This is a genomic window from Micromonospora sp. B006 (genome assembly GCF_003408515.1).
In the GTDB taxonomy this organism is placed as follows: Bacteria; Actinomycetota; Actinomycetes; order Mycobacteriales; family Micromonosporaceae; genus Micromonospora; species Micromonospora echinospora_A.
Genome location: NZ_CP030865.1, coordinates 6,602,019 through 6,615,830, shown reverse-complemented (window position 1 = coordinate 6,615,830; position 13,812 = coordinate 6,602,019). Strand labels below are relative to the sequence as shown.

General features: G+C 74.3%; 14 protein-coding genes and 1 pseudogene. 5 read left to right on the top strand and 10 right to left on the bottom strand.

Features of this window, described 5'->3' with window-relative positions:
• Positions 1–122 precede the first annotated feature (122 nt).
• Positions 123–1,703: pseudogene (locus MicB006_RS29610) on the top strand (glycosyltransferase family 2 protein); the annotation flags it as partial.
• A 75-nt stretch (positions 1,704–1,778) separates the two neighbouring features.
• Here the strand turns inward: MicB006_RS29610 and MicB006_RS32550 are convergent.
• The 4 genes from MicB006_RS32550 to MicB006_RS29595 are packed head-to-tail and all read right to left on the bottom strand — an operon-like array spanning position 1,779 to position 4,534.
• Positions 1,779–2,072, bottom strand: coding sequence for a DUF6510 family protein (locus MicB006_RS32550; RefSeq protein ID WP_225980862.1), 294 nt, complete (start codon positions 2,070–2,072; stop codon positions 1,779–1,781).
• A gap of 17 nt (positions 2,073–2,089) precedes the next feature.
• The gene (locus tag MicB006_RS29605) at positions 2,090–2,809 is read right to left on the bottom strand and encodes a ferredoxin reductase (protein ID WP_192900350.1); all 720 of its coding nucleotides are present in this window, start codon (positions 2,807–2,809) and stop codon (positions 2,090–2,092) included.
• Positions 2,810–2,849: 40 nt separating this feature from the next.
• On the bottom strand, positions 2,850–3,449 hold the full coding sequence (locus MicB006_RS29600) for a sulfite oxidase-like oxidoreductase (protein WP_116510547.1): 600 nt from the start codon (positions 3,447–3,449) through the stop codon (positions 2,850–2,852).
• Between the two features lie 50 nt (positions 3,450–3,499).
• Positions 3,500–4,534, bottom strand: a complete 1,035-nt coding sequence (locus tag MicB006_RS29595) for a TerC family protein (RefSeq protein ID WP_116510546.1) — start codon at positions 4,532–4,534, stop codon at positions 3,500–3,502.
• A gap of 246 nt (positions 4,535–4,780) precedes the next feature.
• Here MicB006_RS29595 and MicB006_RS29590 point away from each other — a divergent pair, with 246 nt between their 5' ends.
• Positions 4,781–5,956: a CaiB/BaiF CoA-transferase family protein gene (locus MicB006_RS29590; protein ID WP_116510544.1), complete on the top strand. Its 1,176-nt coding sequence runs from the start codon at positions 4,781–4,783 to the stop codon at positions 5,954–5,956.
• A gap of 15 nt (positions 5,957–5,971) precedes the next feature.
• Here MicB006_RS29590 and MicB006_RS29585 read toward each other — a convergent pair whose 3' ends face one another.
• Entirely contained in the window at positions 5,972–6,379 is a 408-nt protein-coding gene (locus MicB006_RS29585) for a DUF2267 domain-containing protein (RefSeq protein WP_116510542.1), read from the bottom strand.
• 166 nt (positions 6,380–6,545) lie between these two features.
• Between MicB006_RS29585 and MicB006_RS29580 the strand changes: the two genes are divergently transcribed.
• Entirely contained in the window at positions 6,546–6,815 is a 270-nt protein-coding gene (locus MicB006_RS29580; protein WP_073829779.1) for a DUF2795 domain-containing protein, read from the top strand.
• 359 nt (positions 6,816–7,174) lie between these two features.
• On the opposite strand, the gene MicB006_RS29575 is transcribed toward MicB006_RS29580, so the two are convergent.
• From MicB006_RS29575 to MicB006_RS29560, 4 genes are read right to left on the bottom strand one after another with little or no spacing between them, the layout of a single operon-like run.
• Complete coding sequence (locus MicB006_RS29575) at positions 7,175–7,843, bottom strand: hypothetical protein (RefSeq protein ID WP_116510540.1); 669 nt, start codon at positions 7,841–7,843, stop codon at positions 7,175–7,177.
• 44 nt (positions 7,844–7,887) lie between these two features.
• Complete coding sequence (locus MicB006_RS29570; protein WP_116511971.1) at positions 7,888–8,859, bottom strand: pirin family protein; 972 nt, start codon at positions 8,857–8,859, stop codon at positions 7,888–7,890.
• A 16-nt stretch (positions 8,860–8,875) separates the two neighbouring features.
• Positions 8,876–9,703 carry a hypothetical protein gene (locus MicB006_RS29565; protein WP_116510538.1) on the bottom strand — a complete coding sequence of 276 codons (828 nt, stop codon included), beginning with the start codon at positions 9,701–9,703 and terminating at the stop codon, positions 8,876–8,878.
• Positions 9,704–9,759: 56 nt separating this feature from the next.
• Positions 9,760–10,083, bottom strand: coding sequence for a MazG-like family protein (locus MicB006_RS29560; protein ID WP_073829782.1), 324 nt, complete (start codon positions 10,081–10,083; stop codon positions 9,760–9,762).
• Between the two features lie 92 nt (positions 10,084–10,175).
• On the opposite strand from MicB006_RS29560, the gene gdhA reads away from it, so the two are divergent.
• A complete protein-coding gene (gene gdhA / locus MicB006_RS29555) occupies positions 10,176–11,507 on the top strand; it encodes an NADP-specific glutamate dehydrogenase (RefSeq protein ID WP_116511969.1) in 1,332 nt (443 codons plus the stop codon).
• A 152-nt stretch (positions 11,508–11,659) separates the two neighbouring features.
• Entirely contained in the window at positions 11,660–13,057 is a 1,398-nt protein-coding gene (locus MicB006_RS29550; RefSeq protein ID WP_116510536.1) for a S9 family peptidase, read from the top strand.
• On the opposite strand, the gene MicB006_RS29545 is transcribed toward MicB006_RS29550, so the two are convergent.
• Complete coding sequence (locus MicB006_RS29545; protein ID WP_116510534.1) at positions 13,021–13,806, bottom strand: DedA family protein; 786 nt, start codon at positions 13,804–13,806, stop codon at positions 13,021–13,023. The genes MicB006_RS29550 and MicB006_RS29545 overlap by 37 nt on opposite strands.
• Positions 13,807–13,812: the final 6 nt, after the last annotated feature.

Sequence of the window (13,812 nt, the reverse complement as noted above, 5' to 3'; positions counted from 1 at the left end):
CGCGCGTATCCAACGGCTGCCTTCCGGCCACCTCGCCGTCACGCGGGTGTCGTCACTCGGACGGGTCGCTCCACCACGCTGGGTCGCGCCGGGATCGTCCGAGCGAGCGCGAAGGAGCAGCAGTGGCAGCCGAGGAGGCGACGCACCGCCCACCGACCACGCACCGCCCACCCGCGACGAGCCGCCCCGACGTGAGCGTCGTCGTGCCGGTCTACAACACGCTGCGCTACCTGCGCCAGTGCCTCGACTCGCTGCTGCGGCAGACGATCGGGCCGGACCGGATGGAGATCGTGGCGGTGGACGACGGCTCCACCGACGGCAGCGGCCGCCTGCTGGACCGGTACGCCGCGCGCTACCCGGGCACGGTACGGGTGGCGCACCAGGCCAACTCCGGTGGACCGGCCGCGCCCTGCAACCGGGGACTGGACCTGGCCACCGGCCGGTACGTCTTCTTCCTCGGCTCCGACGACCGGCTCGGCCCGGAGGCCCTCGAACGTCTGGTCGCCGCCGCCGACCGGTACGGCTCGGACGTGGTGCTCGGCAAGGTGGTGGGCGTCAACGGCCGGCACGTCTTCTCGGACGTGTTCGCCGGCGGCAACGCGGTCGACGTGAGCCTGTTCGACTCGGCGCTGCCCTGGTCGCTGGCGAACACGAAGCTGTTCCGCCGCGAACTGGTCGACCGGCTCGGGCTGCGCTTCCCGGAGGACATGCCGGTCCTCAGCGACCAGCCGTTCACGCTGGCCGCCTGCTACCACGCCCGGCGGGTCTCGGTGCTGGGCGACTACGACTACTACCACGCGGTACGCCGCCTGGACGCCCGCAACATCACCTACCACAGCCGGGTCGAGCAGCGCCTGGTCAGCGTGGAGCGGCTGTTCGCGTTCGTCGCCGACCTGATCCCCGCCGGCCCGCGCCGGGACGCGGTGCTGTGCCGCCACGTCGGGCTGGAGCTGGCGAACCTGGTCGGCGACGACTTCCGGCACCTGGACCGGGCGGCGCAGGAGCGGGTGCACGACACTGTCGCCCGGCTGGTGCGGCGGCACGTCACCGGCGGCCTGCGGGACCGGCTCGGCATCGAGGCCCGGCTGCGCCTGGGCGCGGTGACCGCGGGCGGGGTCGACGAGCTGCTGGCCGTCATCGCGCAGGACACCGACCGGGGGGTGCCGGCGACGGTGTTCGACGGGGACCGGTGGCACGCCGGCTACCCGGGCGCGCCGGCCGGCTGGACCGACGTCACCGACGTACGCGCAGACTGGCTGGCACGACTGGACGCCGTCGACGTGAGCTGGGCCGACGGGCACACTCTCGCGGTGACGGCGCGCAGCCCGTACCCCCGGTTCGCCGCGGAGGCCGGGCCGGTGCGGCTGCTGGCCGGTCCGGTCGTGGGCGCCACCCGGGTCGACGCCGGCGACCCGACCGGCCGCACGGTCCGCACGGAGTTCCCCCTCGATCGGCTCCTGGCCGCGAGCTCCGCCGGGGGCCGGCGTCATCCGGTACGCGCCGAGGTGGACGGCGACCACGGGCGCGGCGGCGCCGCGGTGCGCGCGCCGGGGCTCGCCCTCGGACGGCCCCGCCTGCTGCGGCACGGCGCCCGGCTGTACGCGGTGGCGGCAACCGTCGACGCGCGCAACGGTCAGCTCGTCCTGTCCGTGGTGCCGGTGACCGTCGGGCAGCTCGTCGGGCGGCTGCGGCGGCGCGGCCCGGCCGCGGCGCAGGAGTCGGGGCGCAGCCCGAGCGCAGCGCAGGAGTCGGGGTGTGGCCCGGCCACGACGCAGACGTCAGGGCGCGGCGCGGAAGCCCGGCTCGGCCGGCATGGGCACCTGGAGGTACGTGGTGCCGCGCAGGTCCAGCCAGGCCCGCTGCGGCGCGCGAACCAGGCGCACCATCACTCCGGAGCAGGTGGGACAGCGCCCGACCAGGCCCGGGGCGTGCGAGTAGACGTGCAGCCCGGCCATCGGGCCGGTCATGCCGCAGTTGTCGCAGCGCCCGGTGGTGGCGCTCAGGTCGACGGCGAACAACTCGCGCAACGGCCCGTCGAGCATGTTGCCATCCAGGTAGGACAGGTCGGTCATCCGCTCTCCTCGGGTCGTCAGCCGGTCGGGCCGAACCGTTCGGTCCGCACGCGCCGGGTCGGGTGACCGAGCCCCACCAGCAGGTCGGCCACGGTCTCCACGAATCCGGTGGGGCCGCAGACGTAGCAGAGCGGCTCCAGGTCGGGCGGCCAGCCGTGGCTGTTCACGTCGGCCAGGCCGATCCGGTGCGGCTCGCCGCGCCAGCCGTCGGGCGCGGTGCGGGTGTAGACGTACGCGACGTCCAGACCCTGGTCGTCGCGGGCGCGGCGGCGCAGCTCGTCGGCGTAGATCACGTCGTCCGGGGTGCGCACCGAGTAGACGAGCCGGAACGGGGTGCGGCTGCCGGCGGCCCGGCGCGCGCGGATCATCGCCATCAGCGGCACGACGCCGGAGCCGCCGCCGACCAGCAGCACCGGCGCGGTCTCGTCGGTACGCCAGACGAACCAGCCGCCGACCGGCCCGCGGACCTCGATCGGGTCGCCCTCGGCGTAGGTGTCGGTCAGGTACGGCGACACCTCCCCGTCGGGCACCCGCTGCACTGTGACCTCGATCCGCTCGCCGTCGGCGGGACCGGCCAGCGAGTACGACCGGGCGGCCTGGTAGCCGTCCTCGGCGGTCAGGCGCAGGTCGACGTGCTGTCCGGGCAGGTGCCCGGGCCAGCCGGGCACGTCCAGCACCAGCGTCTGCGCGGTGGGCGTCTCGATCCGCCGCTCGGCGAGCCGGGCCACCCGCCACATCAGCGGCGCGACGCGGCGGCCCTGCGCCTGCGCCGTCAACTCAGTCGCCCTGGTAGCGCTGCTCGCGCCACGGGTCGCCGTAGTCGTGGTAGCCGGCGGTCTCCCAGAAGCCGGGCCGGTCGTCGACGAGCAGCCGGATGCCGTGCACCCACTTCGCCGACTTCCACAGGTACAGGTGCGGCACGAGCAGCCGCGCCGGGCCGCCGTGCTCGGCCGGCAGCGGCCCCCCGTCGTACGTGTGCACCACCCAGGCGCGCCCGCCGCGCAGGTCGTCCAGCGGCAGGTTCGTGGTGTAGCCGCCGTAGGAGTGCGCGAGCGCGTACCGGGCGGTGGTGTCGACGCCGTCGAGCAGCGTGTCCAGGGAGACGCCCTGCCAGGCGGTGCCGAGCTTGGACCAGCGGGTGACGCAGTGCAGGTCCACAGTCGGCGTGTCCTGCGGCAGGCTCATCATCTCGTCCCAGGACCAGCGGTACTCGGCGCCGGTCTCACTGGTCAGCACGAACTCCCAGGTGTCCAGCGGCACCCGCGGCGTCGGGCCGGCGGAGAGCACGGGAAAGTCCTCGGTGAGGTACTGCCCCGGCGGCAGGTCGGAGGCGGACGAACGGGGCCGGCCCTGAAAGCCCGGCGAGACGATTCCCACCCGTCAGTCGTACCACCGCCGGCCGTGCCGGGGCAGCGGTTCCCACCGAGTCAGGCGCCGCCTCCGCCCTGCACCTCGTGCACGACTGTGCGCTTGCCGTCGCCGCTGTCCCGGGTGGCCCGGAGGCTGGTGATGGTGACGATCACCAGGACGCCGATGATCACGCCGAGCGAGGCGAGCGTCGGGATCTCCGGCACGCCCTCCCAGATGCCGTGCGCCCAGTGCAGGCCGAGCTTGAGGCCGATGAACGCCAGGATGACGGCCAGGCCGTAGCTGAGGTGCACGAGCCGGCTCAGCGCGGCGTGCAGCACGAAGTAGAGCGCCCGCAGGCCCAGCAGCGCGAAGGCGTTCGTGGCGAAGACCAGGTACGGGTCCTCGGTGATGCCGTAGACGGCGGGCACCGAGTCGACGGCGAACACGATGTCGGTGGCCAGCACCGCGACGACGACGAGCGCGAACGGGGTGAGCGCCCGGCGGCCGTTCTGCGTGATCGTCATGCGGGTGCCGTGGTAGTCGTCGACCACCGGCATGACCTTGCGCAGCAGTCGCACCGACCGCATCTTGTTGATGTCGACCTCCTGCTCGTGCCCGCTGAGGGCGTCGCGCAGCAGCTTCACCGCGGTGGCGATGAGGATGAGCGCGAAGAGCAGGAAGGCGAAGTCGAGCGTCTTGAGCGCGGCGGCGCCGAGCGCGATGAACACGCCGCGCAGCACCAGGGCGCCCGCGATGCCGTAGAGCAGCACCCGCTGGGCCAGCACGGAGGGCACGGCGAACGCGGCGAGCAGCAGCATGAAGACGAACAGGTTGTCGACCGACAGCGACTTCTCGACCAGGTAACCGGTGAGGTACTCGATGCCCTGCTGGCTGCCCCAGCGCGACCAGATCCAGGCGCCGAAGGCCAGGGGCAGCGCGATGTAGAAGGCCGACCAGCCGAGGGCCTCGCGCATGGAGACCTCGTGCGGCTTGCGGGTGACCAGGAAATCCAGCACCAGCAGCGCGAGCACGCCGACGATCGTCACCGCCCAGAGCGTGGGCGTACCGACCGACGACAGCTCGGACGCAGCCAGGGGGGACAATTCGGGCATGGAACCTCCTCGAACACCGTGTCATGTTCGAGGTCTCCTTCACCCACGTTTTCGTGGGCAACCACCCGGGGCTCGCCTCGGCGGCTTGCCGTACTGACCGGAATGATTCGTGGGAAGTACTCCCCTCGCCTGCACAAGGCTAGGTCACCGCCGGACCGGACGCCAAGTCGGGACACAGATGCTTGCCCTGGTCAACAGCTGTGCCGGGGACGACGGGCATGGCGCCAGGTCATCGCGGCCCCTAGGGTGACGCGGGTGACCAATCAGGGACCGCTGACCGGCGTACGGGTGATCGAGCTGGCCGGGATCGGGCCCGGGCCGTTCGCGGCGATGATGCTGGCCGACCTCGGCGCGGACGTGGTGCGGGTCGACCGGCTCGGCGGCGGCGGCTTCGGCGCCTTCCCGGGCGACCTGCTGAACCGCAACCGCCGCTCGGTCGCGGTGGACCTGAAGCAGCCCGCGGGCCGCGACCTGGTGCTGGCGCTCGTCGCCGGGGCGGACGCGCTGGTGGAGGGCTTCCGCCCCGGGGTCACCGAGCGGCTCGGCCTCGGCCCGGACGACTGCCTCGCCGTCAACCCCAAGCTGGTGTACGGGCGGATGACCGGCTGGGGGCAGGACGGCCCGCTCGCCCACAGCGCCGGGCACGACATCGACTACCTGGCGCTGACCGGCGCGCTGCACGGGGTGGGCCGGGCCGGTGAGCGTCCGGTGCCGCCGATGAACCTGCTCGGCGACTTCGGCGGCGGCGGCATGATGCTGGCCCTCGGCGTGGTCGCGGCGCTGCACGCGGTGCGCGGCGGCGCGCCCGGCCAGGTCGTCGACGCCGCCATCGTGGACGGCGTGTCGGTGCTGGCGACCCAGATCCACGCGCTGCGTGGCATCGGACTGTGGCAGGACCCGCGCGGGGTGAACCTGCTCGACGGCGGCGCGCCCTTCTACGACACGTACGAGTGCGCCGACGGGCGGTACGTGGCGGTCGGCGCGCTGGAGCCGCAGTTCTACGCCGAACTGGTCCGGCTCACCGGTTTCCCGCTGAACGGCGACGACGCGCCGGACGGCGGCGCGCTGGACCGGGACGACCCGGCGAACTGGCCGGCGTTGCGGGCTGCCTGGGCGCGGCTGTTCCGCACCCGCACCCGCGACGAGTGGACGGAGCTGCTGGCCGGCACGGACGCCTGCGTGGCGCCGGTGCTCGACTGGGCCGAGGCGCCGGATCATCCGCACCTGCGCGCCCGGGACGCCTTCGTCGCGCCGGACGGGGTCACCCAGCCCGCGCCCGCGCCGCGCTTCTCGGCCACCCCGACCAGTGTGCGGCGGCCGCCGCCGAGGCCGGGCGAGCACACCGACGAGGTGCTCGCCGAGGCCGCCGGGGTGGACGCCGGCCGGATCGCCGCGCTGCGCGCCGCCGGTGTGATCGCCTGATCGCTGCCGGCCGGGTCAGCGCCGGTGCGTGGCCGCCGGAGCGAGCGCCGGTTCCACCATGTCGCGGTAGTCGCGGGGAAACTGGACCACGACGTCCTGGAACTCGCCGCCGCCGATCGCCTCGCGCAGCGTGGTGAACACCGCGCGGACCGCGTCCCGGGCGGTGTTCTCGTCGCAGTCGGCGCGGCGGGCGACCCGGGCGACGAACTCGGCGGCGCCGAACCGGTCGGCCGCCTCGTCACGCGGGTACGGGCTGAGCAACCCCTGCAGCGGTTTCGGCAGTTGCGCGGCCAGGTCCAGCACCTCGCCACCGGTCAGCCGCTGCGCGAACGTCTCCAGCGTGGCCGCGATGAGCGTGGCGGCCCGGTCCTCGCTGGTGCCGGTGAGCCGGGCGACCCGGCCCACGAAGGTCAGGTAGTGCATCGGTGGTACCCCCTTCGGTGCGCCCAGCGCGGCTACCCGCCACGGCGCCGCGGAAACGGCTCCGCCACGGGCGGCACGTTTTCCGCGGCGGCGGGCGTGAGCGGCGGCGCGACGGGTAACCGCCGCCCGGTCGTGACCCCAACTACTGCCGCGAGGAGCCCGACTGATGGCGAGTTACTCGGACGTCCTGGAGTACCTGTCCGCGCTGGACTATCCGGCCGGGAAGGACGACGTCATCCGCGAGGCGGAGCGGGAGGGCGCGCCGCCGGACGTGTTGCGGGCGTTGCGCGCGCTGCCCCCGGTGGACTACGCCAACGGCACCGAGGTGGCCCGCTCGGCCGGCATCGACGCGGCGCCCGAGGTGAGCCGCTCGCAGCGCGCGGCGCAGGCCCGGGACGACCACCCGCGCGTCTCGCAGCACCTGCGCGGCATCTGAGCACCGCGGGGAGAGCCGGCGGGCGACACGGCCGCCGGCCTCGGCGTGCCCGGCCCGAGCGCGACCGTCGCACGCGGACGGTGGCGCGTGACGTCGCAGGTGGGCGGTCGCGCGACCGGTTCGTTCGTGCGCGGTGGTGCGGCAGGCCCGGGACAGGCGAGCGCCCCAAGTCACGAACCGCGACCTGGGGCGCCACGCAGCACCTTTCCCCAGCGGTTCACGCCCGAACCGGGTCGCGACCGCAGAGCGGTGAGATGTTCGCCCGAACCGGGCGGGCATCGCTGCCACGATCATCATACGACGCAACATCAGCCGAACGGGTGAGAATCGCGAAACTGTGGCCGGGCGCACGCCCGCGCTCAGGCGGTCACCTCGGCGTACCGGCGCTCCAGGTCCACTCGCGCCAGCGCTCCGACCAGCCACGACAGTCGTTCCGACTCGCCGCTGCCGGCCAACCCCGCGAGGTCGCCGGCGGTGCGGCCCAGGCCGAGCCGGCGGGCCGCCGCGAGCGCTCGCCGGTCGGCCACCGGCGCCGCCTCGCGCCACAGCGCCTGCGCCTCGCGCAGGAACAGGTCGCACACCTCGTCGTCCACTCCGGGCAGAGCGATCAGCAACCGCCGCTCCCCCGCCGGGTCCTGGCGCGCGGCGGTACGCAGCCGACGCAGGTCGCCCCGGTACGTGTCGACGAGCGTGCGGGCCAGGTCCCCGAGCGTGTCGGCGAGCCCGGCCAGGTCGCCGCGGAGACCGGCGGCGCGCAGCACGCGTACCCGGTCCTCGTGGCGGGACCGGGCCATCCGCGCCGCCGTGTCCCAGCCGGCGTCCCGCAGCGCCGTGGCCGCGTCGACCGCGCGGTGGAAGTCGCCCCGGCGGGCCAGCAGGACGGACAGGTAGAGGACCTGGAACAACTGGGCCGGGTTGTTCGTCACCCGGAACCCGAAGCTCTCGGCGAACCCGCGGCCGTCCCCGGCGAGCCGGCGGGCGAGCCGCTTCTTGTCCGCGACGTCGCGGACGGCGGATTTTGTCGGCATACCGCCGACTACCCAGGCGACGGCCCGGCATTCGGGTACGACGGTCAGCCGCGTACGCCGCCACTGCGGTCGCGAGCCTTGAGCCGGGTGGTGGGCAGCGCGGGCGCGGGCAGCGGCGGCGCCGCGTCGTCGGCGACCACGCCGAAGCGGCGACCGGCCATCCAGTCCTCCCGGGCGGCCACGACCTCCTCGTGCGAGCGGCCCACGAAGTTCCACCACATCACCAGCGGCTCGTCGAACGGGGTGCCGCCGAGCAGCAGCAGCCGGGTGCCCGGTTCGGCGCTCAGCGTCAGCGCGCTCCGGCCGCGGCCCAGGTAGAGCAGCGCGCCGGGAGCCAGCGCCGTGCCGTCACAGTCTGCGGCGCCGGACATGGCCAGCAGCACGTACTCGAAGTCCGGACGCAGCGGCAGCGTGGCCGGCGCCGCGCCGCGGACCTCGAGCTGCGCGCCGACCAGCGGGGTGTGCACGACGGCGGGCGAGCGATGCCCGCCGAACTCGCCGACGAGCAACGTGACCTCCAGGTCGCCGTCGCGCCAGCGGGGCAGGTCGGCGTGGTGGGCGAAGTCCGGGTCGCCGGCGCGCGCGGGGTCGGGCAGCGCCACCCAGAGTTGTACGCCGTGCATCAGCGGCGGGTGCACCAGCGGGGAGCGCTCGGAGTGCGCGATGCCGCGCCCGGAGGTCATCACGTTGAGCTGGCCGGGACGGATGGGCTGGACGTTGCCGAGGCTGTCGCGGTGCAGGATCTCCCCGTCGAGCAGCCAGGTGACGGTCTGCAGCCCGGTGTGCGGGTGCGGCGGCACCTCCATGCCGGGCCGGTCGGCGACGTCGTCGGGCCCGAAGTGGTCGACGAAGCACCAGGCGCCCACCATCCGGCGCTGCCGCTGGGGCAGCAGCCGGCGCACCGTGGTGTAGCGGCCGAGGGGTACGTCGTGCCCCGGCAGCAGCACGCTGCCCGGGTCGGTCGGGCCGACGCCGGGCGGAAGCGTCTGGGCAGGCAGGGATTCGGTGCGGTCCACCACCCCGACTGTACGCTCAGTCCGCCGTGACGCTCACCGCGTTCGCGCCCGCGGCCAGGTCGAGGTAGAGCCGGTCGGCCGCCCGGTCCCAGCCCGGTGAGCTGACCAGGTCCCCGGCGGCGATCCCGCCGTGCCGCTCCTCGTAGACGGTCAGGGAACCGGCCCCGGCGGCGACCCGCACCCGGACCGGCGGCGCGCCGGGCACGGTGACGGTCAGCTCGCTGACCCCGCCGGTCATCCGGACGGTGAGCGAGCCGTTCAGCCGGGGCAGCAGCAGCCGGGTACGCGAGGCGCCGCCGACCAGGTCGATCCCGGCGAGCCGGGCTTCGCCCAGGTCGAGCCGCTGCTCGCTGACGCCGCCGACGAGCCGCAGCCGCCAGGTGACCCGGGAGTTGAGCACCACGTCGACGGCGGCCGGCCCCCGGCGGCCGTTCTCCTCGATCCGCAGGCGGACCCGGTCCCCGACCATCAGCGGGCGCGGCGTGACCCCGGCGTCCTCGGGCACGTCGATGCGGTACAGGTCGGCGCCGAGGTCGGCGGTCCGCAGGGTGAACCGGGTCAGGCCGTCGGTCAGCTCGAACTCGGCGCGCTGCCGGCCGGCCCGGGGCGCGGCGAGCGTCTGCGCCCCGGCGGCCTCGGCCGCGCCCACACCTCCGGCGCCGGTGGCCGGCGACGGGGGCGCGCCGCCGGAGAAGACCACGCCGAGCCGGCCCGGGTTGGACAGGGTCACCGCCACGGCCACCCCGCCGAGCACGACCACCAGCGCGGCGGCGGCGGCCAGCAGGCGGGCCGCGCCGGACCAGCGGGGTCGGGTCAGGCCGGGCTCATCCTCGGATGCGGTCATGGTCGTCCCCTCTCGCCGGTCCCCACCGGGTCATACGTGTCCGTTTCCCACTCGGTTCATTCCCCTTGGGCGGCAGCGGTACGGGAGCGCACCTTGGCGGCGCACGCGGTCAGCACGGCGTGGGCGTCCAGGCCGAGGCTCTCGATGGCGACGAGCGCGGTGAACGCCACGTCGGCGAGTTCGGCGGCCACCTCCTCGCGGGTGTGCGTCACGCCCTTGCGCGGGTTCTGGCCGAGCAGGCCGATCCAGGCCGCGGCGACCTCGCCGGCCTCTTCGCCGATCTTGAGGATGCGACAGGTCAGTTCGGTGTCGCCGCGGCCGTTCGCGGCGTCCAGCCAGGCGCGCGCGTCCCGCGCCGTTGTCCAGATGGTGGCGTCCACGGCAACCAGTGAACCTGACCGCTCAAACCGTTCGTATCCTGGGGCGACGCCGGTCGCAGGGCCGGTGTGCGAGGCGAGAGGAGGTGCCCGTGATGCCGGAGACCGTCGAGTCGGTGTTCGCCGACGTGGTCGCCCGGAACCCGGGAGAGCCCGAGTTCCACCAGGCGGTCCGTGAGGTGCTGGAGAGCATCGGTCCGGCCCTGGCCCGGCATCCCGAGTACGCCGAGGTGGTCGAGCGGGTCTGCGAGCCCGAGCGGCAGGTCATCTTCCGGGTGCCATGGGAGGACGACCAGGGCCGGGTACGGGTGAACCGCGGCTTCCGGGTGGAGTTCAACAGCGCGCTCGGCCCGTTCAAGGGCGGCCTGCGCTTCCACCCGTCGGTCTACCTGGGCATCGTGAAGTTCCTCGGATTCGAGCAGATCTTCAAGAACGCGCTGACCGGTCTGGCGATCGGCGGCGGCAAGGGCGGCGCGGACTTCGACCCGAAGGGTCGCTCCGACCGCGAGGTGATGCGGTTCTGCCAGAGCTTCATGACCGAGCTGTACCGGCACATCGGCCCGCAGACCGACGTGCCGGCCGGTGACATCGGGGTGGGCGGCCGGGAGATCGGCTACCTGTTCGGGCAGTACAAGCGGATCACCAACCGGTACGACGCGGGCGTGCTCACCGGCAAGGGCCTGGCGTACGGGGGCGCGCAGGCGCGCCGGGAGGCGACCGGGTACGGCGCGGTGTTCTTCGCCGACGAGATGCTCCGGCAGGCGGGTGACAGCCTGGAGGGCAAGCGGGTGGTGGTGTCCGGCTCCGGCAACGTCGCCATCTACGCGATCGAGAAGGTGCACCAGCTCGGCGGCACGGTGGTGGCGTGCTCCGACTCCGGCGGCTACGTGGTCGACGAGAAGGGCATCGACCTGGCGCTGCTGCGGGAGCTGAAGGAGCAGCGCCGGGGGCGGCTGGCCGAGTACGCCGAGCACGCGCGCAACGCCGTCGCGGTCCCGGACCGCAACGTCTGGGAGGTGCCCTGCGACCTGGCGCTGCCCTGCGCCACGCAGAACGAGATCGGCGGCGCGGAGGCCGCCGCGCTGGTCGCGGGCGGCTGCGTCGCGGTGGTGGAGGGGGCGAACATGCCCACCACGCCGGAGGCGGTGCGGATCCTCGGCCGGGCCGGGGTGCGGTTCGCGCCGGGCAAGGCGGCCAACGCCGGCGGCGTGGCGGTGAGCGGGCTGGAGATGCAGCAGAACGCCAGCCGCGACACGTGGACGTTCGGCGAGTCGGAGCAGCGGCTGCGCGAGATCATGCGGGACGTGCACGACCGGTGCTGGGCGACCGCGGAGGAGTTCGGCCTGCCGGGCGACTACGTGGCCGGCGCGAACATCCAGGGGTTCCGGCGGGTGGCCGAGGCGATGCTGGCGCACGGCCTGGTGTGAGCGGACGGCGGGACGGACGCTGACGGCGCGCTCAGTCACTGATTGACAGCTCTCGAAGCCCGGCCTAGGTTCAGGGCGCTACCGGTCGGTAGGCATCCGTCCCGCGTCGTCGCCCCCGTCCCGGGGTGGCACCCGTCCCCCGGGGAGCAGCGATGCAGCCCTCACCCGTCCGCCGCCGGCTGCTCGCCGTCGGCATGGCCCTCGCCCTGACGCTCGGCCTCACCGGCGCAACCCCCGCCGCCGCCACCGGCCGCGACGACGGCAGCGGTCCGCTGCCCGGCTACACCATCGTCAACCCGCCGCTGCCGCCGCTCGTCGTCGGCGGGGCCGCCACCACCGTGCGGCAGGGCGTGCACGCCAACGCCGGGTACGTCATCGAGATCCCCGCGCGCTGGAACGGCGAGCTGGTGATGTGGGCACACGGCTACCGCGGCCAGGGCACCGAGCTGTCGCCGGAGCCGCCCGGCTTCGACCTGCGGCAGCGCCTGGTGGCGCAGGGGTACGCGTGGGCGTCGTCATCGTACGACCGCAACGGCTACGACGTGCGCTCCGGGGTGCGCAGCACCCGCGCCCTCGCAGACCTGTTCAGCCGTACCGTCCGCCGCCCGCACCGGGTGCTGATCGCCGGGGTGTCGATGGGCGGTCACGTCATCGGCCGCTCGCTCGAGCAGTACCCGGGCTACTACGCCGGGGCGCTGCCGATGTGCGGGGTGCTCGGCGACCAGGAGTTGTTCGACTTCTTCCTGGACTACAACCTGGTGGCGCAGGCGCTGGGCGGGGTGCGCGCGTACCCGACGCCGCCGGACTACCTGACCTCGGCGGTGCCCCGGATCCAGGTCACGCTCGGCCTGGCCGGGCTGAGCCCGGGCGGCCCGGACACCACCAACGCGCTCGGCAAGCAGCTGCGCGAGGTCACCGTGGCGCGCTCCGGCGGGCCCCGGCCGGGCGCCGACGCCGCTTTCGCCGTGTGGAAGGACTTCCTGTTCGGCATCGCGGTCAGCGAGGCGGACGGCTCCCCCGCCCGGCGCCCCGGTCAGCTCGCCACGAACCTGTTCACCAGGTACACCCCGAACCAGCCGGTGAACCTCAACGCCACGGTGCAGCGGGTCGCGCCGGAGAACCTGCGCCAGCGGCTCTCGCCGACCCTGACCGAGGTGCCCCGGATCGCCGGGCGGCCCACCGCGCCGGTGCTGAGCCTGCACGGCCTCGGCGACCTGTTCGTGCCGTTCGGCATGGAGCAGGCGTACGCCCGGGACGTGGCCCGGCACGGCCGGTCCCGGCTGCTGGTGCAGCGGGCCGTCCGTACCGCGCAGCACTGCGAGTTCAGCCCGGCCGAGGCCGGCGCCGCCTGGGACGACCTGACCCGCTGGGTACGCACCGGAAAGCGCCCGGCCGGTGACCCGGTCACCGACGCGCGAGCGGTGGCGGCGCCGGACTTCGGCTGCCGGTTCAGCGACCACGCCGCCCGGGCCGTCGGCGCCGGCACCCGCCCGCTCTATCCGGCCTGCCCGGCTCAGCCCTCCTCGCGGCCGTACCAGCCGCCCCGGTAGACAGTGCCCTGCCGGGCCGACTCCGACTCCGGCGCCGGTGCCGACTCCGGTGCCGGCGCCGGGTCCGGCGCGATGGCGGTCCGGCGCGAGCGGCGGACCCGGCTGACCACGAACCAGCAGAACCCGGCGACCACCGCCACGATCACGATCTTCTGGAACGTGCCGGCGTACGCCTCGACCACGTGCCACTGCTCACCGAGCAGATACCCGGCCAGCACGAACGTGGTGTTCCAGATCAGGCTGCCCAGCGCGGTGTAGAGCAGGAACACCGGCACCGGCATCCGTTCCACCCCGGCCGGGATGGAGATGAGACTGCGGAAGATCGGAATCATCCGGCCGAAGAACACCGCCTTGACACCGTGGCGCAGGAACCACGCCTCGGTGCGGTCCACGTCCTCCAGCTTGATCAGCGGCAGCCGCGCGGCGAGGGCGCGCATCCGGTCCCGCCCCAGCGCCGCGCCGATGTAGTAGAGCGCCAGCGCGCCCACGATCGACCCGAGTGTGGTCCAGACGATCGCGCCGACCAGGCTCATCCGGCCCTGGCTCGCGGTGAAGCCGGCCAGCGGCAGGATCACCTCGCTGGGGATGGGCGGGAACAGGTTCTCCAGCGCCACCGCGAGCCCGGCGCCGGGACCGCCGAGCCGTTCCATCAGGCCGGTGACCCACCCGGTCACCCCGTCACCGGACGGCTCTGCCGCCCGCGCGGCGCTCACCCGGGGGCCGGCGAGCAGCTGTGCGTTTCCGATCATCCGACC